Consider the following 19,289-nt stretch of genomic DNA (forward strand, 5'->3'; position numbering starts at 1 on the left):
ATCCCCGCGTTCACAACGGCATCCATGGAGGAACCAGCTGTGGAATACAACGACGAACAACGATCCCTGGTGGCCGCGGTGCAGGACTTCTGCCGCCGGGAGGCCGGCAGCCGGGAGCAGCGCCTGGCGCTGACCGACGCTGGCAGGGAGAACCACAGCCCCGAGCTCTACCGCAAGATGGCCGACCTCGGCTGGCTCGGCATGGCGCTGCCGGAGGAGTTCGGCGGCGGCGGCGCCGGCATGGTCGACCTGTGCCTGTTCCTGGAGACGACCTCGAAGGCGATGGCCCCGATCGGCGGCTTCACCACCTCGATCATCGTCGCCGCCGCGTACGAGCGCTTCGGCTCGCCCGAGCAGAAGAAGGTCGTCCTCGGCGGGGTCGCCCGCGGCGCCATCGAGGCGATCGCCATGTCGGAGCCCGAGGCCGGCTCGGACGTGGCGAACCTCAGCTGCCGCGCCGAGCGCCGCGGCGACGAGTGGGTGGTCAACGGGCAGAAGACGTGGTGCTCCAACGCGCACCTCGCCGAGCGCATCCTGCTCGTCGCGCGGACCAGCGGCCGCGCCGGTGACCACAGTGGACTCACCATGTTCCAGGTGCCCACGACGGCGGCCGGGCTGACCGTCTCCGGCATCGACACGATGGGCGGCCGGGAGGTCAACGACCTGTACTTCACCGACTGCGCGCTGCCCGCGGACGCCGTCGTCGGCACGCTCGACGCCGGCTGGCGGCAGCTGATGGCAGGGCTCAACCTGGAGCGGCTGATCCTCGCCAGCCTCATGCTCGGCACCGCGCAGCGCGCGTTCGACGACGTCGTGGACTACGTGAAGGGGCGCCGCCAGTTCGGCCGGCCGATCGGCTCGTTCCAGGTGTTGCGGCACCGCCTCGCCGACCTCGCCACCGAGATCGAGTGCGCCCGGCTGCTCGTGTACGCGACGGCCGCGCAGGTCGACCGCGCGCCCAACACGGTGCTGCCGCGGGAGACGTCGATGGCGAAGCTGAAGGCGACCGAGACCGCCCGCCGGGTGACGCTCGACGCGATGCAGATGATGGGCGGCTACGGCTACGCCACCGAGTTCGACATGGAGCGCCTGGTCCGCTCGTCGATCGTCTCCACGGTGTACGGCGGCACCAGCGAGATCCAGCGCGACATCATCGCCAAGACCTACGGGCTGCACGAAGTTAGTCGAGATTCACAGTAGGACCGCGCGGATACTTCCCAAGAAGTTAACGCTGACTTACAGTGCCTCCTACACGATCCACGGGCGTCGCCAGCACTGCTGGCGGCGCCCCACGGGCGTCGCCGGGAAAGCTCGCCGCGACGCCTCACGGGCCCCGCCCGCCCCCTCGAGGCAACCATGTGATCGAAGTGGAGTTCCCATGCTCCGAATCAAAGCCCTTACCGCCGCCGCCCTCGTCATGGTCACCGCCGCCTGCGCCGAGGACACCGCCGAACCGCAGCGCGCAACACCCAGCTTCGCCAAGCCGCCGATCACCGTCGGCTTCCTCAACCCGAACGGCGGGCCGGTCCCGCAGCCCGGCACCGACACCGGCGTCAAGGCCGCCCTCAAGTACGTCAACACCGAGCTCGGCGGCATCAACGGCCACCCGCTCGAGGTCGTGTACTGCGACACCGACACGACCCCGGAGAAGGCGCAGTCGTGCGCCAACACGTTCGTGGAGAAGAAGGTCGTCGCCGTCATGGACGGCTACAACCTGTCCTCCAGCGCCACCCTGCCCGCGCTGACCGCCGCGCAGATCCCGCTCGTCGGCATGATCCCGTTCGACTCCGTCACCGGCGCCAAGGCCGAGAACCGGGTGTTCTTCGCCGCCCCGCAGGCGTCGTTCCTCGTCGGCGCGCTCCAGGCGTTCAAGACCGCCGGGAAGACGTCGGTCACCCTCGCGCTCGTCGACACCCCGTCGTCGCACCAGACCATCGACAACCTGCTGCCGGTGCTGGCGAAGACCCTCGGCATCACCGCCAAGGGCATCTACTTCTCCCCCACCAACCCCAACTTCACCGCCGTCGCCTCCACCATCGCCCAGGACAAGCCCGACGTCGGCGGCCTCGTCGCCTCCCCCAGCGAGGCCGTGTGCACGGCGCTGGTGAAGGCGCTGCGGCAGCTGCAGTACAAGGGCGACATCTTCACCGCCGCCTGCACCGACTACATCAAGGCCGGCCCCGCGCAGGCCGCCGGCGGAGCGCTGTACTCCTCCAACTGGCTGCCCGTCGCGGCGAAGTACGTGCCCGCCGAGCTGCAACGGGAGCTGTCCCTCGCCACGAAGTACATCGACGGCGTCGAGGGCGGCACCGGCGGCTACTACGCCGTCGGCGAGTTCGCGCTGCTGGTGAACTTCGCCAAGGCGATGTCCAGCGCCGCCGAGACCGACCTGACCGGCCCCGGCGTGCTCAAGACGCTCAAGGGCCTCAAGGACTTCCCGAGCTTCCTCGGCCCGCGACTCAACTGCGGCAGCGCCACCTCGCCGAACTGCACCACGCAGATCCTGCTGTACGTCGTGCAGCCCGACGGCTCGGCAAAGCCCGTCACGGACACCTGGATCACGCCGGTCCCGCAGGTCCTCGCCGCGATCCCGGGCGCGGTGTAGCAGCACCATGGATCAGGTCCTGCTCTTCCTCACGCTCGGCTTCGCCGCCGGCGCCGTGTACGCCGTCATCGCCACGTCCATCGTGGCGCTGCACGTCGCCACCGGGGTCCTCAACTTCGCGCAGGGTTCGCTCGCGCTGTGGGGCGTCTGGGTCGTCGCCGAGCTGCGCCGCAGCGGCACCCTGGTTCTGCCGGTCGGGTCAGTGCCGTTGGGCACCGCAGCAAGAGAAGCGTGGACGGCGGTGGCGCTCGGGGTGCTGAGCACGGCGGCGCTGGCGTTCGCCGCGCACTGGCTGGTGTTCCGGCCGCTGCGCGGCGCGCCGCCGCTGTCGCAGGTGGTGGCATCGGTCGGGCTGATGCTCGCGATCGGCTCGCTGGTGCCGCTGCGGTTCCGGACCGACGGTGCGCTCGCGGCGCCGCTGCTCACCGACCGGACGCTCGGGGTCGCCGGGACGCGGCTCAACGTGAGCGACCTGATCCTCCTCGCGGTGGCGTTGACCGCGACCGTGGCGTTCTCGGTGTACTTCCGGCGGACCCGCTGGGGCGTCGCGACCCGGGCCTGCGCCGAGGACGAGCGGGCCGCCCGGCTCACCGGCCTCTCGCCGGACCGGCTCGCCGCCGTCGCGTGGCTGTGCACCGGCGCCGCGACGGCGCTGGTCGCGGTCCTCGCCGCGCCGACCGTCGGGCTCGACCCGATCGGTTACATGTTCTACGTCCTGCCCGGGCTCGCCGCTGCGCTGCTGGCCCGGCTCACGTCGGTCATGACCGCGGGGCTCGCCGGCATCGGCATCGGCTGCTTCCAGTCGCTGCTGCTGCTGGCGAGCACCGTCGACGGCTGGCCCGCCTGGGCGCAGGCCGGGCTCGGCGACGCGGTGCCGTTCGTGCTCGTCGTCGTCGCGCTCGTCGTGCTCGGCCGCGGCATCCCCGCCCGCGGCGCGCCCGGCGCGGACCGGATGCCGGCGGTGGCGCTGCCCCGGCGCCGGCTGCGGGCGGGCCTGCTGCTCGCGGGCGTGGCCGCCGCCGCGATCGCCCTCACGTCCGGCAGCTGGCGCTTCGGGGTCGTCACCTCGATCATCATGGCGCTGATCGCGCTGTCCCTGGTCGTGCTCACCGGCTACCTGGGGCAGATCTCCCTCGCCTCCATGGCCTTCGCCGGTACTGGCGGGTTCGTGCTCTCCCGGGCCACCGTCGCCTGGGGGCTGCCCTTCCCGCTCACCATCCTCGTGTCGGCGGGCGTCGCCACGCTCGTCGGTGTCGCCGTCGGCCTGCCGGCGCTGCGGATCCGCGGCGCCCAGCTGGCGGTGGTCACGCTCGCCGGCGCGATCGCCATCCAGCAGCTCGTGTTCGCCAACCCGGCGCTGACCCCGTTCGAGGGCAACCTCATCGACGGGCCCACCCTCCTCGGCTGGAACCTCGAGGTGCGGCGCGGCACCGACCTGACGACGACCGCGTTCGCCGGCACGGTCGTCGTCGTGGTCGGGGTGCTCGCCGCCGCCGTCGCGCGGCTGCTCGCCGGCACGACCGGGCAGGCGTTCCTCGCGGTGCGCGCCAACGAGCGCGCGGCGGCCGCGGCCGGCATCGACGTGGCCCGCACGAAGCTCGCCGGGTTCGCCGTCGCCGCGTTCCTCGCCGGGGTCGGTGGCTGCCTCATCGGATACAGCCGCTCGCAGCTGTCCGCGGAGTCGTTCAACGTCATCGTCGGCCTCGGCGTGCTGTGCATGACCTACGTCGGCGGCATCACCCGCATCGGCGGCGCCGTCATCGCCGGGCTCGTCGCGCCGCTCGGGGTGCTGTACACGCTGCTCAACACGACGTTCGGCCTCGGCCGGTACTACACGCTCATCGCCGCGTGCGCGCTCGTCGTCACCGCGGTGCTCAACCCCTCCGGCATCGCCGGGCATCTCCACCGCCGGAAGGTCGCGGCATGACGCTCCTGGAAGCCACCGGACTCACGGTGCGGTACGGCGGCGTCCTCGCCAACACCGACGTCACCCTGCACGTCGACGCCGGCGAGGTGGTCGGGCTGATCGGGCCGAACGGCGCCGGCAAGACCACGTTCGTCGACGCCGTCACCGGCTTCACCGCCGCCCGCGGCACCGTCACCCTCGACAGGCGGCGCCTCGACGGGCTCCCGCCACACGCCCGCCGCCGCGCCGGGCTGGCCCGCACCTGGCAGGCGGGCGAGCTCTTCGGCGACCTGACCGTCCGGCAGAACGTCGCCGTCGCCGCCGCCCGGGGCCCGCTGCGCAACCTGTGGAGCGACCTGACCGGGCGGGCCGCCCGTACCGGCGACGTGGACACTGCACTGGAGATGTTCGGCCTGCAGTTCGTGGCGGACCGGCGCCCCGGCGAGCTGAGCCTGGGCCGGCAGAAGATCGTCGGGGTGGCCCGCGCCCTCGCCGGCGGGACCCGCGCGGTCCTGCTCGACGAGCCGGCCGCCGGGCTCGACACCGACGAGAGCGCCGAGTTCGGCGGGCACGTGCGGGCGATCGCGGCGGCGGGCCCCGGCGTGCTGCTCATCGACCACGACATGAACCTCGTCTTCGACGTCTGCGACCGCGTGTACGTCCTGGACTACGGCGCCGTCATCGCCGCCGGCACGCCCCACGAGGTCCGCGCCGACCCGGCCGTGCGGACCGCGTACCTCGGCGCCCCGGCCGAAGCCGGCGCCCCGTCAGAGGCCGACGCCGGCGCCCCTCAGGAGGTGCCCTCATGACCGCCGTCCTGAAGCTGGCGGGCGTCACCGCCGGGTACGCGGGCGTCCCCGCCGTGCGGGACCTCGACCTCGAGGTCGGCGAGGGCGAGGTCGTCGCGCTGCTCGGCCCCAACGGCGCCGGCAAGACCACGACGCTGCTCACCGCCGCCGGCGTCATCGCCCCGGCCGCGGGCACCGTCACCGCGTACGGAAAGCCGCTGCACCGGCGCGTCGAACGCAACGCCCGCGCCGGGCTCGTCCTCGTCCCCGACACGCGCGGCGTGTTCCACGGCCTGACCGTCCGGGAGAACCTGGCCCTCGCCCGGCGGGCCGACCTCGGCCGGGTGCTGGAGCTGTTCCCCACCCTGGAGCCGCTGCTGTCCCGCCGGTGCGGGCTGCTGTCCGGCGGCGAGCAGCAGACGCTCGCCATCGCCAAGGCCCTCGTCAGCATGCCGCGGATCCTGCTGATCGACGAGCTCAGCATGGGTCTGTCCCCCATCGCCGTGCAGGCGATCCTGCCGACCGTCCGCGCGCTCGCCGACCGGCTCGGCGTCGCCGTCGTGCTCGTCGAGCAGCACATCGACCTCGCCCTGACCGTCGCCGACCGGGCCGTCGTGCTCCACCACGGCCGCGCCGTCCTCGCCGGTTCCGCCCGCCGGCTGCGCGCGCAGCGGCACACCGTCGCCGAGGCGTACTTCGGCGCGTCACCTTCTACGATCGGGAAGTCCTGATGGAACTCACCGCCCGGCAGCGCGCCGCGCTCGCGAGCATCTGCGACACCTTCGCGCCCGGCGACGACGACGGCATCCCGTCGGCCCGCGAGATCGGCGCCGTCGACATCATGGCCGCTCTCGTGCTGGGCAACCCGCGCGCCGCCGAGACCCGGCAGTTCCTGCAGCTGCTGACGCTGTGGGACTCGCCGCTGGCCGCGCCGCTGCGGGGTGGCGGGCCGCGCTCGTTCTCCCGGCAGCCGCAGGCCCGGCGGGAGGCGATCCTGCTCGGGCTGGCCGGGTCCGGCAACGCCCGCAAGCGGGCGCTGTTCCAGGCGCTCAAGGGCGCCGCGACACTCTCCTACTACCTGGCGCCCGGCCCCACCGGGCACTCGCCGCTGTGGGACGCGATCGGATATCCCGGCCCCCTCGGTACACGAGCCGACGCCGCGGAACCACCGCTGCGGCCGATCCGGCCGGCCGGACCGACCGTCCTGGACTGCGACGTGGTGGTCGTCGGATCCGGGGCGGGCGGCGGGACCGCGGCCGCCGTCCTCGCCGCCGCCGGGCTCGACGTCGTCGTCGTGGAGAAGGGCGCCTACCACGACGACCGGGACTTCGACGGCGGCGAGCTGTCCGGCCTGTCCCGGCTCTACGCGCCCGGCCCGGCCGCGACCGCCGAGGGGCAGCTGAGCCTGCTGCAGGGCCAGGGCGTCGGCGGCGGCACCGTCGTCAACTACTCCACATCGTTTCGCACCCCGGCCGGTGTACGCGACGAGTGGGCGTCGCACGGCGTGCCGCAGTTCGCCACCGACGAGTACGACGCCTCGCTCGACGCGGTGTGGACCCGCCTCGGCGTGAACCTCGACCACGGCGCGATCTCCTCCCGCGACGCCCTCATGCAGGCCGGGCTCGCCACGCTCGGCTGGCACGTCGCGGAGATGCCGCGCAACGTCATCGGCTGCGACACCGGCGTCGAGTGCGGCCGCTGCGGCCTCGGCTGCCGCATCGGCGCCAAGCAGTCCGTGGCGAAGACCTGGCTCGTCGACGCGCAGCGGTCCGGCGCGCGGCTGCTCGTCGGCGTCGACGTGCGGACCGTCACCGTCGCGGCCGGCGCCGCCACCGGCGTCACCGGGCGCACGGCCGACGGTTTCCCGGTCACCGTGCGCGCCCGGGCGGTCGTCGCCGCCGCCGGCAGCATCCAGACGCCGGCGCTGCTGCGCCGCTCGGGGCTCACCAACCCCAACATCGGCCGGCACCTGCACCTGCACCCGGCCACCGGGGTCTGGGGCACCTTCGCCGAGGAGGTCCGCCCGTGGGAGGGCGGGATGCAGACGCGGTACTCCACCGAGCACGCCGACCTCGACGGCCTCGGCCACGGCGTCATCTACGAGACGGCCGCCACCAACCCCGCGATCGCCGTGTCGTTCATGAGCTGGCGCGGCGCGCGGTCGCACCTCGCCCAGATGCGCGCCCTGCCGCACCTCAGCGGCGTCGGCGTCATCACCCGCGACCGCGACGCCGGCCACGTCACCGTCGACCGTGACGGCGAGCCCGTCGTGCATTACCGGCTCTCCGCGTACGACGCCGCCCACATGCGGGCCGGGATCGCCGGCGCGGCCCGCATCGTGGAGGCCGCCGGCGCGCTGACCGTCTTCTCCGGCCACCAGCGCGGCCTGACGTGGGAGCGCGGCAAGGGCTCGATCGACGACTTCATCGCGTACACCGGCGGCCTCGGCACCGCGCCCGGCGAGCTGTCGATGGCGGCGCTGCACATCATGGGCGCGGCCCGCATGGGCGGCTCCAAGGCCACGTCGGCCACGGACCCCGACGGCGCGACGTGGGAGGTCCCGAACCTCGTCGTGGCCGACGCGTCCTGCTTCCCGACGTCGTCCGGCGTCAACCCGATGATCTCCGTCGAGGCGATCGCCCACATGAACGCCCGCCGCCTCGCCGCGACGCTCCGCGACTAGGATCGGCGGCGTGACGCTGCCGACCCCGACCGTGGAGCGGCTCGCCCACTCCGTCGCGGTCTTCAACGGGTACGCCAACGCCGACCGGACCTGGCTCGACTTCGTCGCGCGGACCGCGCCGGGCCCTGACCTGTCGCGGCCGGAGCACCGGCGGCTGCTGCACCGGTGGCTCAACTCGTGGGGGTGCCGCATCCGGTACCCGCGCGACGGCGAGCCGGACCTGTTCGACGCCGGGATCGCCGGCTGGTGGGCCGCGTCCGGCGCGACCTTGCCGGCCGGCCCGCTGCGCCTGGCCTCCGACGCCGACCTGGCCGCGCTCGGCACGGCGTACGCCACCCTGTCCGCCGTGCCGGCCGGTCCCCGCCGCACGCTCGGCCCGACCGCCGCCGCCAAGGCCCTGTACGCGCTGCGCCCCGACACCGTGATGCCCTGGGACGCCGCGATCGCGGTCACGCTGCACGGCGCCCGCGACGGCGCGGCCTTCACCCGCCACCTGACCCTGGGCCGGACCTGGGCCGCCGCGCTGGTCGCCGCGACCGGCGTCGACGACGCAACGCTTCCCGCGTTCCTCGGCCGCCAGTCGGTCTCGCTCGCCAAGCTCCTCGACGAGTACACCTACGTCTTCATCACGCTCGGCCACGACCCGTGCTGACCATGCAGCGCAAGCACGACCGGCTCGCATGGACGCATCCCAGTTGCGGCGGCCACTCTCCTTCGCCGTTCGCTGGAGTTGCTGACACAGCGGTGGGTGGATCAGCTGTTGGAGCGGTAGGAGTCCTCGAACTCGTCGACGACCACGTTGCCACGGTGCGGCTCCAGCACCCGGCGCAGCACCTCGACCCGCTCCGTGGCGCGGACCGACCGGGCGACCCGCGCCAGCCGGAGCGCCTGAGTGGCGGCATCGGCCGCCTGGTCGACCTCGTGCGCCTGGACGAACGCCTCTGCCAGCCACGTCAGGTACAGCGCGGTCTCCCGGGCGATGTCGGCGCCGTAGCCGGCGGTCGCCCGCTCCAGGATCGGCACCGCCCGCAGCGGGCGTCGTAGCTCCGTCCAGCAGCGGCCCGCCATGATCTCGACCTCGTCGGAGCTGAGCCAGTAGACCCACACGGGATCGTCGTCGGGCCGCTGGTGCTCAAGCTCGCGCTCGACGGCGGCGAGGGTCCGGTCGCATGCGTGGGCGTCCCCGGCACGGGCGTGCGCCCAGGCGACCCGCTCCAGCAGCAGCGCCCGGGTGGTCGCGCTCGCATGCTGCTCGGCGCCACGGAACGCGGACCGGGCCAGCAGCACCGCGTCCCGCGGGTCGCCGACGTTCGAGACCTGGTAGGCGAGGCTGGACAGGTTGTTCGCGGCCCCGGCCCGGTCGCCTCCAGCGTGTGCGGCGCGGAGACCGGTGAGGTAGAGCCGCTCCGCGTCGCGGTGCCGCCCGGCGTCCGAGGCGACCCACCCGGCGACCTGGCACAGCTCGCCGAGGCCGACCAGGAGCCGGCGGCCGACGTCCTCGGTGTAGGACGCCAGTTGTAGCAGCTCGGCCGTGGCGGCGACCTCGGCGGTGACGAGCGCGAAGGTCTCCTCACCACCGACGTGGTCGTCGAGGAGCCGTAGCTGGTGCACCCGCTGCTCGACATGCTCGACGGTTGACGACCCGATGCGACGGCCTGCGCGGACCTCGAAGACCTGCGGGGGCTCGGCGACGAGCCACTCATGGGCGAGGCGGAGTGCGTTCTCCGGGGTGGGCGCGTGCTCGACGAGTGCCGCCGCGAGGGCCTCCGAGTCGTCGCGGCTCCATGTGTCGCTACCGAACTGGCACAGCGGTGCGGGTCGCGGCCGCCCGGCCACGGCGCCGAGGGCGATGTCGACGGCCTCCGCGATCGCGGGAGTAGGCGGCCGGGCGCCCGCCTCGATGCGGCTCAGGTGCCCGGGGTCGACGCGGGCCTCGCGGGCCAGGGCACGCAGGCTCAGACCGGCGGCTTCCCGCCGTGTCCGCATCGCCTCGCCGAACGCCACCGCACCTCCCTCGGGATGTTGCCAGCTGTTGCCAGCGCACTCGGCATCAGGTCACGGCTGGCACACCGTGTGTCACATCAACGACGAGCTGATCCTGACCGTTTGTCCCGGTCCCTCGCGGAGCGCGTGATGGCCACCGGCCGGGTTCTGTTCGCCCGCGGCCACAACCCGCTCCTCGCCGCCCACGCCCTCGGCCGCGCCGGCCCGTGAGCTTCAGACCAGCAGCTGCGCCGGGAGGCGCACCTCCGCCACGACGCCGCCGCCGGGGGCGGGCGACAGCTGGACCGCGATGCCGTGCCGGGCCGCCAGGCGGCTCACCGCGTAGAGCCCGACCCTCGTGTCGGAGGGTGGGCCGGGGCGGGCGAGCTGGTCGTTGAGCTCGGCAAGTTGATGGGGTGAGATCCCGATCCCGTCGTCCTCGACGGTGATGCGCAGGCGGTCACCGACCTTTCGAGCGGTCACGTCGACCATCGAGTTGGGCGGTGAATAGATCGTGGCGTTGTCGAGGAGCTCGGCGATCAGGTGGACCACGTCGAAGACCGCGAAGGCGGCGATGCGCTGGGTCCGGTCGACCGCGATGTAGCGGACGCGGGTGAAGTGCTCGATCTCGGACTGCGCGCTGCGCAGCACGTCCGCCACGGGCGCCGGCTCGCGACGGCGGCGGCCCGGGTCCCCGCCGGCGAGGACGAGCAGGATCTCGTCCGACCGGCGAATCCGGGCGGCGAGGTGGTCCAGGTGCAGCAGCTCCGCCAGCCGGTCCGGGTCCTGTTCCTGGTCGGCCAGCTGATGCACCGCGGCCCGCAGGCGGACGCCCAGGCGCTGCGTCCGGCGGACCATGGTGCCGAACACCGCCGACATCATGGCCTGCGCCTCAGCGGCGCGCAGCGCGGCCGTCGCACGGAGCAGGTGGACGTAGACGTCGACGACGCCGGGGTGGTATCCGCGCCGCACCGACGGGAACTCCGGCGGGTCGGGGATGCGCGCCGATCCGAGGGCGAGGGCCGTGTAGGCGCGGTGGAGGTACTCGTCCACCGCCGCGGGGTCGTCGCCGCGGCCGTCGGCGGCGAGGCCCGGCGGTGGCAGGTCCAGCCCGGCCGGCGCCCAGGCGGGACGCGGGAAGGGCACGGACGGGGCCGGACCGTCGACGTCGTCGCCGAGGAGCCGGCCTGCCGCGGCCCGGTTGCCCACCGGGCCACGGGTCAGCTCCTGGTGCCGCCGCTCCGCCAGCTCCAGCCGCTTCGCCGCGTCGTGCTCGGCCGCCGTGCGCAGCGCCCGCAGGTGTGCCACCTCTGCCCCGATCGCGGCGGCTTCGGCCTTCGCCTCCTCGGCGGCCTGCTCGGCGGCCCGCAGCCGCTGCTCCGCCTGCTCCGCGGCGAGCACGGCGAGGACCGCGTCCTGCTCCGCCTTCGCCCTGGCGACGGTGGCCGCCTCGACCTGGGCCTTCGCCTCGGCGATGATCTCGTCGTACTCCTGCTGGGCGGCGCCGACGATCTGCTCCGCCTCGGCGCGGGCGGCGTTCACGCTGCGCAGGTCGAGGGTGCCGCCCTGCGGCGCCGGCGGTTCGTCGGGGCCGGCGTCGGCCGGGTGCGCCGACAGCAGTGCCCGCGCCGCCGCGACGACCGGCGGGATCTCCTGGCCGGCCAGCTCCTCCAGCACGCGCCTGGCGGTCACCGCACGGCCCGGCTGGCCGCCGAGCCACTGCCCGAGGGTCGTCACGGCACCGAGCCGGACCTCAGGGTGCGGGCTGTCGAGGGCGGCGCGCAGCGAGGCCGGCAGTGGCACCGGTTTGATCACCGCGCCGGCGAGGCTGCGGGCGAGCCAGATCTTGCCCTCGCCGCCGTAGATCCACCGCTGCGGTGTCTGCGCCGCCTGCTGCCTGCGGACGTGGTCGAACGCGTAGGTGTAGGCGTCGTCGACGGAGATGTAGCCGTCCCGGTCGGTGTCCGCGTCGCCCGACCGCAGGCCCTCGATCATGCCGGTGGTGAACACCGACCCGGCGACGAGCGCGCCCGGCAGCACCTCGCCCTCGAACGAGTACTCGCCGGCCCGGGAGGCGGTGAGCACCGCACGGCCGCGGCCGCTGCTGCCGATGAGGTGCCGTTCGAGGTTCACCTCCGGCTCGCCCTTCGCCCCGTCGGAGAACGCCCCGCTGAAGCAGCAGTCGAGGATGACGACCTGGCGGGCCCGGCACTCGTCGAGCTGTTCGAGCAGCCACCTCGACTCGACGCCGGTGGAGCCGAGGTGGGTGGTCCTGGAGTCGGTCGCCGCGAAGTACAGCCGTCCGCGCCGGTCCCGGACGCCGTGGCACGACAGGTACACGACGAGCAGGTCGTCGGGGTCCCGGCCGGCGAGGAAGCCCTCCACCTCGACGCGGATGTCGTGCGCGGTCCGGTCGATGAGCGACGTCACCGCGAACGCGCCGATGGCGGGGTCGGCGAGGACCTCGGCGAGCCCGGCCGCGTCGTGGGCCGGCGCGCGCAGCTGGCTCAGCGCGGGATCGGCATACGTCGCGGTGGCGATGACCAGGGCGAACCTGGGTCCAGGGGGCAGTTCAGGCGCGGGTGTTCGGCCGCGCACGCCGGACCTCGCCGTTCAGCTCCCCGGCACCACGGTGCACGTCGATCACCAACCGCCCTCCTCCGCGTCACCGTCCGTTCTATCACTCACCGGAACGGTGCGGCGCGGCAGAGGGTGCGGGCCTGGACGCCCGCACCCTCGCGGCGGTCACTCGAAGCGTTCGCCGCGGGCGGCCTTGTCGAGCAGGAGCTGGGGCGGTTCGAAGCGGGCGCCGTAGCGGGCGGCGAGTTCCGACGCGCGGGCCACGAAGCCGGGCAGGCCGCCCTGGTACTGGTTGGCGTACTGCAGCACACCGCCGGTCCAGGCCGGGTAGCCGATGCCGAGGATGGAGCCGACGTTGGCGTCGACGGCGGAGGTGAGGACGCCCTCCTCGAGGCAGCGGATGGTCTCCAGGGTCTCGACGAACAGCATCCGCTCGATGAGGTCGGCGAAGGGGACGTCGAGGTTGGTGCCGCCGAACGCGTCCCGCAGCCCGGGCCAGAGGCCGGCGCGCTTGCCTGCGGCGTAGTCGTAGAAGCCGGCGCCGCCGGAGCGGCCGGGGCGGCCGGCGGCGATCAGGTGGTCGATGACGGCGTCGGCGGCGTGCGGGGTCCAGGTGCCGCCGGCGGCGACGGCCGCGGCCGCGGTCTCCTGGCGGATCTTCTGGGGCAGGGTGAGGGTCAGCTCGTCCATCAGCGCGAGCACCGGCGCCGGGTATCCGGCCTGCGAGCTGGCCTGCTCGATGGTGGCGGCGGGGATGCCTTCGGCGAGCATCGAGACGCCCTCGTTGGTGAACGTGCCGATGACCCGGCTGGTGAAGAACCCGCGGCTGTCGTTGACGACGATCGGCGTCTTCTTCAGCTGCCGTACCACACCCAGCGCCCGGTCCACGGCGGCGGCGGAGGTGGCGCTGCCGCGGATGACCTCGACGAGCGGCATCTTGTCCACGGGCGAGAAGAAGTGCAGCCCGACGAAGTCCTCCCGGCGGGTCACGCCCTCGGCGAGCAGCGAGATCGGCAGCGTCGAGGTGTTGGAGCACAGCAGCGCGTCCGGCGCGACGACGTCCTGGACCTCGGCGAACACCTTGTGCTTCAGGCCCGGGTCCTCGAACACGGCTTCGATGACCAGGTCGCACCCGGCGAGGTCCGCCGGGTCCGCGGTCGGGGTGATCCGGCCCAGGATCTCCTCGGCGGGCAGGAACGGCTTCTTCGCCAGGACCCGGGCCGAGTACTCCTTGCCCCGGGAAGCGGCCTCGACGGTGACGTCCTTGAGCAGCACCTGCATGCCGGCCTTCGCGCACACGTACGCGATCGCCGCGCCCATCATGCCCGCGCCGAGCACCGCGACCCTGCCGAACTTCTGTGCCGCGGCGCCGCGCGCGTTGGCGGCCTGCACGTCGAAGAACAGCGCCTGGATCATGTTCTTGGCGATCTGCCCGGTGGCGAGCTCGATGAAGTACCGGCCCTCGATGGTGAACGCCGTCTCCAGGTCGACCTGGGCGCCCTCGACGGCGGCGGCGAGGATGTTGCGCGGCGCCGGGTAGGGCGCGCCTTTCAGCTGCTTGCGCAGGGTCGCCGGAAACGCGGGGAGCTGTGCCGCGAGCACGGGTGTCGCCGGTGTACCGCCGGGGATGCGGTAGCCCTTCACGTCGTACGGCTGGACCGCGCCGGGGTTCTCAAGAATCCACGCCTTCGCCCGGGCGAGCAGCTCCTCGCGGGGCGCGACCTCGTGCACCAGGCCGTGTTCGAGGGCGGCGGAAGGCCGGTGCCGCTGGCCGCGGACCAGCCAGTTGGTGAGCGCGTCCGCGATGCCGAGGAGCCGGACGCTGCGCACGACCCCACCGGCGCCGGGCAGCAGCCCGAGCGTCACCTCGGGGAAGCCGATCTCGATGCGGGCGTCGTCGGCGACGATGCGGTGGTGGCAGGCGAGCGCGATCTCCAGGCCGCCGCCGAGCGCGGAGCCGTTGATCGCGGCGACGACCGGCCGGCCGAGCGTCTCGAGGCGGCGCAGCGCCTGCTTGAGCCGGCGCGTGTCGGCGTCGAGCGCCGCGGCGTCGTTGAGCCGCACCAGCGACTCGAGGTCGCCGCCGGCGAAGAACGTCTGCTTGGCGGAGGTGAGCATGACGCCGGTGATGGCGTCGCGCTCCCGTTCCAGCCGGTCCACGGTGGCGGCGAGGCTCGCGCCGAACTCGTCGTTCATCACGTTCGCGGAGCGTCCCGGGTGGTCGAGGGTCAGCAGGACGATCCCGTCCTCGCCGCGCTCCCAGCGGATGGTGTCAGCCATGTCTGTGTCCCCCTACAGGCGTTCGATGACGGTTGCGATGCCCATGCCGCCGCCGACGCAGAGCGTGGCGAGGCCGTAGCGGCCGCCGCGCCGCTCCAGCTCGTCGGTGAGGGTGCCGAGGATCATGGCGCCGGTCGCGCCGAGCGGGTGACCCATGGCGATGGCGCCCCCGTTGACGTTGACGATGTCCATGCTGAGTCCCAGGTCGGCGACGAACCGCAGTACCACGGCCGCGAACGCCTCGTTGATCTCGACGAGATCCAGGTCGTCGACGCCGAGGCCCGCCTTCGCGAGGGCCTTGCGGGCGGCGGGTGCCGGGCCGGTGAGCATGATGGTCGGGTCGGCGCCACTGACGGCGGTGGCGACGATGCGGGCGCGGGGCGTCAGGCCGGCGGCGGCGCCGACCGCCTCGTTGCCGATGACGACGAGCGACGCGCCGTCGACGATGCCGGAGGAGTTGCCGGCGGTGTGCACGTGCTCGATCCGCTCGACCCAGTGGTACCGCTGCAACGCCACCGCGTCGAAGCCGCCCATCTCACCGATCATCGCGAACGACGCCGGCAGCTGCCCAAGACCCTCCAGTGTGGACGCTCGCAGGTGCTCGTCGCGGTCGAGGACGACGAGGCCGTTGCGGTCCAGCACCGGCACGACGGACCGGGCGAAGTAGCCGTTGGCCCAGGCCTTCGCGGCCCTGGTCTGCGACTGCAGCGCGTAGCGGTCGACGTCCTCGCGGGTGTACCCGTCGAGGGTGGCGATCAGGTCGGCGCCGATGCCCTGCGGCACGAAGCCGGTGTCGTAGTTGGTCTCCGGGTCGAGGGCCCACGCGCCGCCGTCGGAGCCCATCGGCACCCGCGACATCGACTCGACCCCGCCGGCGAGGACGAGGTCCTCCCAGCCGGACCGGACCTTCTGCGCGGCGATGTTCACCGCTTCGAGGCCGGAGGCGCAGAACCGGTTGAGCTGCACGCCGGCGACCGTGTCGGGCAGCCCGGCGGTGAGGGCGGCGGTCTTGGCGATGTCGGCGCCCTGGTCGCCGAGCGGTGACACGACGCCGAGCACGACGTCGTCGATGCGGGCCGGGTCCAGGCCTGGCGCGCGGCGCAGCGTCTCCTCGATCAGGCCGCTGATGAGCGACACCGGCTTCACCGAGTGCAGCGCTCCGGTGGGCTTGCCGCGGCCGCGCGGCGTGCGCAGCGCGTCGTAGATGTACGCCTCGGATGCCATGACCACTCCTCGCCTCAACGCTCTCGGATGCGAATCCCGCCTAACTTTCTGTGCCGGTGCGCTCAGTTGTCAAGCGTTGTCGTGGCGGCGTTAACCTGTACCGTGTGCGAACAGCAGCGAACAGCGCGGAGCCCGCCACGCCGGCGAAGCGGCCGAAGGACCGCAAGGACCGCATCGCCCTGGCCGGCGCCGAGCTGTTCTGTGAGCGGGGCTACCACGGGGTGTCCGTCGACGAGATCGCCGCGGTCGTCGGCATCAGCGGACCCGCGGTCTACCGGCACTTCCCGAACAAGTACGCGATCCTCGTGCACGCCACCCGGGACGTCGTCAACGCGCTGCTCGCCGCCACCACCGAGGGCACCCTGGACGAGCTGCTCGCCGCGGTCGCCGGGATCGCCGTGGCCAGGCGCCGCGCCGCCGGGCTGTACCAGTGGGAGCGGCGGTACCTCACCGGGGAGCACCGCCGCGAGTTCGGCGCGGGCCTCACCGAGCTGGTCGGCCGCCTCGCTGGGCCGCTGCGCGCCATGCGGCCCGAGCTGGCCGCGGGCCAGGCGGAGCTGCTGGTCAACGCCGCGCTCAGCGCGTTCGGCAGCGTCACCACGCACCGCGTGGCGGCCACCGGCACCGACACCGCGCGGCTGCTGACCCGGGTCGCGTGGACCCTGCTGCGCGCCGACCCGCCGCAGCTGCCGGCGGGCGGCGTGGACGCACCCGCGGTGATCAAGCCCGCGTCGCGCCGCGAGCTGCTGCTCATCGAGGCGATCCGGCTCTTCCACCGGCACGGCTTCCACGCCGTCTCCGTCGAGGACATCGGCCGCGCGGCGGGCATGCAGGCGTCCAGCGTCTACCGGTACTTCCCCAGCAAGGCCGACCTGCTCGCGGCCGCCTACTACCGGGCCACGGACCGGCTCACCGGCGCGACGAGCACGGCAATCGCGGAGGCGAGCGACCCCACCGACGCGCTGCGGCGGGTCGTGGCGGCGTATGTCGACTTCGCGTTCGGGCAGAGCGACCTGGTCGCGGTCTACCTGGCCGAGAACAACAACCTGCCCGACGCCGACCGGCACCAGCTGCGCGGGGCGCAGCGCCTGCACGTCGAGGAGTGGGTGCGGCTCGTCGGCGCGGTCCGGCCGGAGCTGCCGGTCGCCGACGCGCGGGTCCTCGTGCACGCGGCGCTCAACGTGGTCACCGACATCGGCCGCCTGGGCGGCTTCGACCGCACCCCCGGCTACTCCTCGCAGACGGCCGGTCTCGCACTGGCGGCTTTGCACGCCTGAATCACGGTTCACGCGCCTGACGTCGGATCTCTTCCCAATAAGTTAATCGGGAGTTACAGTCCCTCCAGAGCTGATCCGTCGGCCGAGGAGGCTGAGTCCGTGACCGCCAACCTGGACCTCGCGACGCGCTGCGCGGACATCGCCGCCGGCACGAGCATTCCCGCACTACTGCACCGCAACGCCACCGAACACCCCGACCTGGTGGCGCTGAGCACCTTCAACACCGATGACTCCGTCACCTGGCTGGAGCTGCGTGACCGGGTCGCCGCCGTGGCCCGGGGGCTGAGCGCCCTCGGCCTCTCCCCCGGCGACCGCATGATCATTAGCTTGCCGAGCCGCATCGAGCACTGGGTCGCCGACCTGGCCGCCGTGCATCTCGGCGCCGTCCCCTGCACCGCCTACGCCACTCTCAGCGCCGAGCAGCTGCGGTACATCGCCCAGCACAGCGGCGCGAAGATCCTCGTGGTCAACGGCCTGCCCGAGCTGCGACGCTGGCAGGCCGTCCTCGGCGACCTCCCCGCCGTCGAGCACGTCATCGTCGTCGAGGAGGACGCGGTACAGGCGGGGACGACGGCACTGTCCACAGTGGCCTCCGACGGGGCCGCGCTGCACGCCGCCGACCCGACGGTGTTCGAGGAGGCGTGGCGGCAGGTGCGCACCGAGCAGCCCGTGACGCTGCTCTACACCTCCGGCACCACCGGCGACCCCAAGGGCGTCCTGCTGTCGCACCGCAACGTCGTCTACCAGTGCGGGGTCCTCGAAGGGGCGGTGGCGGTGCCCGACCACCCGCGCACCCTCGCGTACCTGCCGCTCGCGCACATCGCCGAACGCGTCCTGGGCATCTACAACCTGCTCTACCGCGTCGGGCACGCCACGATCGTCACCGACGGCAAGCAGCTCGTCGCCGCGCTCCGCGCGGTCCGGCCGCACTCGTTCTTCGGCGTCCCCCGCGTCTGGGAGAAGATGGCCGCCGGCGTGCAGGCCCAGCTGGCCACCGCCGACCCGGCGGTCCTGGCCGCGTTCGAGACCGCCAGCGGCCTGGCCCGGGAGAGCTTCCACGCCCGGGCCGACGGGAAGGTCCTGGCCGAGGACCAGGCAGCGCAGCTCGCCGCCCTGGATGCCAAGGTACTGGCACCGATGCGCGCCCTGCTCGGCCTCGACGAGATGCGCTGGGCCGGCAGCGGCGCCGCGCCGATCCCCGTGGACGTGCTGGTGTTCCTGGCCGGCCTCGGCGTCGACGTGCTCGAGGTGTGGGGCATGACGGAGACGACCGGCACCACGACCATCAACACCCCCACGACCTTCCGCCCCGGCACCGTCGGCCGGGCCAACGCCGGCATGGAGGTGCGCCTGCTCGACGACGGCGAGATCCAGGTCCGCGGCCCGCTCGTCTGCCTCGGGTACCTCGACGCCGACGGCTCCACACAGTCCATCGTGGACACCGACGGCTGGCTCTCCACCGGCGACGTCGGCGCCGTCGACGCGGACGGGTTCCTCACCATCACCGACCGCAAGAAGGAGCTCATCATCACGTCCAGCGGGAAGAACATCTCCCCCGCACAGATCGAGAACCTGCTGCGCGTCAGCCCGCTGATCGGCCAGGCCGTCACCATCGGCGACCGGCGCCCGTACATCACCGCGCTCATCGTCCTCGACGAGGAGGTCGCCCCCGTCTGGGCCACGTCACAGGGCCTCCCGGACGTCGACCTCGCCGCGCTCGCCGCCGACCCGGCCGTCCACGCGGCCGTGTCGGCGGTGGTCGCCTCGGTCAACGAGCGCCTGTCCCGCCCCGAGCAGATCAAGACCTTCCGCATCATGCCATCCGCCTGGACCCCCGAGACCGGCGAACTCACCCCGTCCCTGAAACTCCGCCGCCGCATCGTCTCCTCGAAGCACGCCACCGTCATCGAGGAGATGTACGCCTGACCCGGGCCGAGCACCCCGGCGGCGACGAGGCCGGGCA

General features: G+C 73.4%; 13 protein-coding genes. 9 read left to right on the forward strand and 4 right to left on the reverse strand.

Annotation, left to right across the window (positions count from 1 at the left end):
• Positions 1 to 24: 24 nt before the first annotated feature.
• The 7 genes from ABD332_RS29100 (at position 25) to ABD332_RS29130 (ending at position 8,634) form a co-directional block, all read left to right on the forward strand.
• Positions 25 to 1,200: an acyl-CoA dehydrogenase family protein gene (locus ABD332_RS29100; RefSeq protein ID WP_344505447.1), complete on the forward strand. Its 1,176-nt coding sequence runs from the start codon at positions 25 to 27 to the stop codon at positions 1,198 to 1,200.
• Positions 1,201 to 1,378: 178 nt separating this feature from the next.
• Positions 1,379 to 2,605 (forward strand): ABC transporter substrate-binding protein, encoded by a 1,227-nt coding sequence (locus ABD332_RS29105; RefSeq protein ID WP_344505448.1) that lies wholly within the window; start codon positions 1,379 to 1,381, stop codon positions 2,603 to 2,605.
• Positions 2,606 to 2,612: 7 nt separating this feature from the next.
• Positions 2,613 to 4,532 carry an ABC transporter permease gene (locus tag ABD332_RS29110; protein WP_344505450.1) on the forward strand — a complete coding sequence of 640 codons (1,920 nt, stop codon included), beginning with the start codon at positions 2,613 to 2,615 and terminating at the stop codon, positions 4,530 to 4,532.
• Positions 4,529 to 5,320, forward strand: coding sequence for an ABC transporter ATP-binding protein (locus tag ABD332_RS29115; RefSeq protein WP_344505451.1), 792 nt, complete (start codon positions 4,529 to 4,531; stop codon positions 5,318 to 5,320). Before ABD332_RS29110 ends, ABD332_RS29115 begins: the two co-directional genes overlap by 4 nt.
• Positions 5,317 to 6,030 (forward strand): ABC transporter ATP-binding protein, encoded by a 714-nt coding sequence (locus tag ABD332_RS29120; RefSeq protein WP_344505452.1) that lies wholly within the window; start codon positions 5,317 to 5,319, stop codon positions 6,028 to 6,030. The genes ABD332_RS29115 and ABD332_RS29120 overlap by 4 nt, the downstream gene beginning before the upstream one ends.
• Positions 6,030 to 7,982, forward strand: a complete 1,953-nt coding sequence (locus ABD332_RS29125; RefSeq protein WP_344505453.1) for a GMC family oxidoreductase — start codon at positions 6,030 to 6,032, stop codon at positions 7,980 to 7,982. Before ABD332_RS29120 ends, ABD332_RS29125 begins: the two co-directional genes overlap by 1 nt.
• A 10-nt stretch (positions 7,983 to 7,992) precedes the next feature.
• Positions 7,993 to 8,634: a hypothetical protein gene (locus ABD332_RS29130; protein WP_344505455.1), complete on the forward strand. Its 642-nt coding sequence runs from the start codon at positions 7,993 to 7,995 to the stop codon at positions 8,632 to 8,634.
• A gap of 101 nt (positions 8,635 to 8,735) precedes the next feature.
• Here the strand turns inward: ABD332_RS29130 and ABD332_RS29135 are convergent, their stop codons facing one another.
• From ABD332_RS29135 to ABD332_RS29150, 4 genes are all read right to left on the reverse strand, one after another.
• Positions 8,736 to 9,986, reverse strand: a complete 1,251-nt coding sequence (locus ABD332_RS29135; protein ID WP_344505457.1) for an NsdA family TPR-like regulatory protein — start codon at positions 9,984 to 9,986, stop codon at positions 8,736 to 8,738.
• A 213-nt stretch (positions 9,987 to 10,199) separates the two neighbouring features.
• Positions 10,200 to 12,563: a caspase, EACC1-associated type gene (locus ABD332_RS29140; protein ID WP_344505458.1), complete on the reverse strand. Its 2,364-nt coding sequence runs from the start codon at positions 12,561 to 12,563 to the stop codon at positions 10,200 to 10,202.
• 147 nt (positions 12,564 to 12,710) lie between these two features.
• On the reverse strand, positions 12,711 to 14,825 hold the full coding sequence (locus ABD332_RS29145; RefSeq protein WP_344505460.1) for a 3-hydroxyacyl-CoA dehydrogenase NAD-binding domain-containing protein: 2,115 nt from the start codon (positions 14,823 to 14,825) through the stop codon (positions 12,711 to 12,713).
• Between the two features lie 12 nt (positions 14,826 to 14,837).
• Entirely contained in the window at positions 14,838 to 16,049 is a 1,212-nt protein-coding gene (locus ABD332_RS29150) for an acetyl-CoA C-acetyltransferase (RefSeq protein WP_344505461.1), read from the reverse strand.
• Positions 16,050 to 16,153: 104 nt separating this feature from the next.
• Between ABD332_RS29150 and ABD332_RS29155 the strand changes: the two genes are divergently transcribed.
• Together ABD332_RS29155 and ABD332_RS29160 are read left to right on the forward strand one after the other, a co-directional pair.
• On the forward strand, positions 16,154 to 17,326 hold the full coding sequence (locus ABD332_RS29155) for a TetR/AcrR family transcriptional regulator (protein WP_344505462.1): 1,173 nt from the start codon (positions 16,154 to 16,156) through the stop codon (positions 17,324 to 17,326).
• A 99-nt stretch (positions 17,327 to 17,425) separates the two neighbouring features.
• Entirely contained in the window at positions 17,426 to 19,252 is a 1,827-nt protein-coding gene (locus ABD332_RS29160) for an AMP-dependent synthetase/ligase (RefSeq protein WP_344505463.1), read from the forward strand.
• The last annotated feature ends 37 nt before the right edge of the window (positions 19,253 to 19,289 follow it).

The organism is Dactylosporangium maewongense, from assembly GCF_039531485.1.
Lineage (GTDB): Bacteria > Actinomycetota > Actinomycetes > Mycobacteriales > Micromonosporaceae > Dactylosporangium > Dactylosporangium maewongense.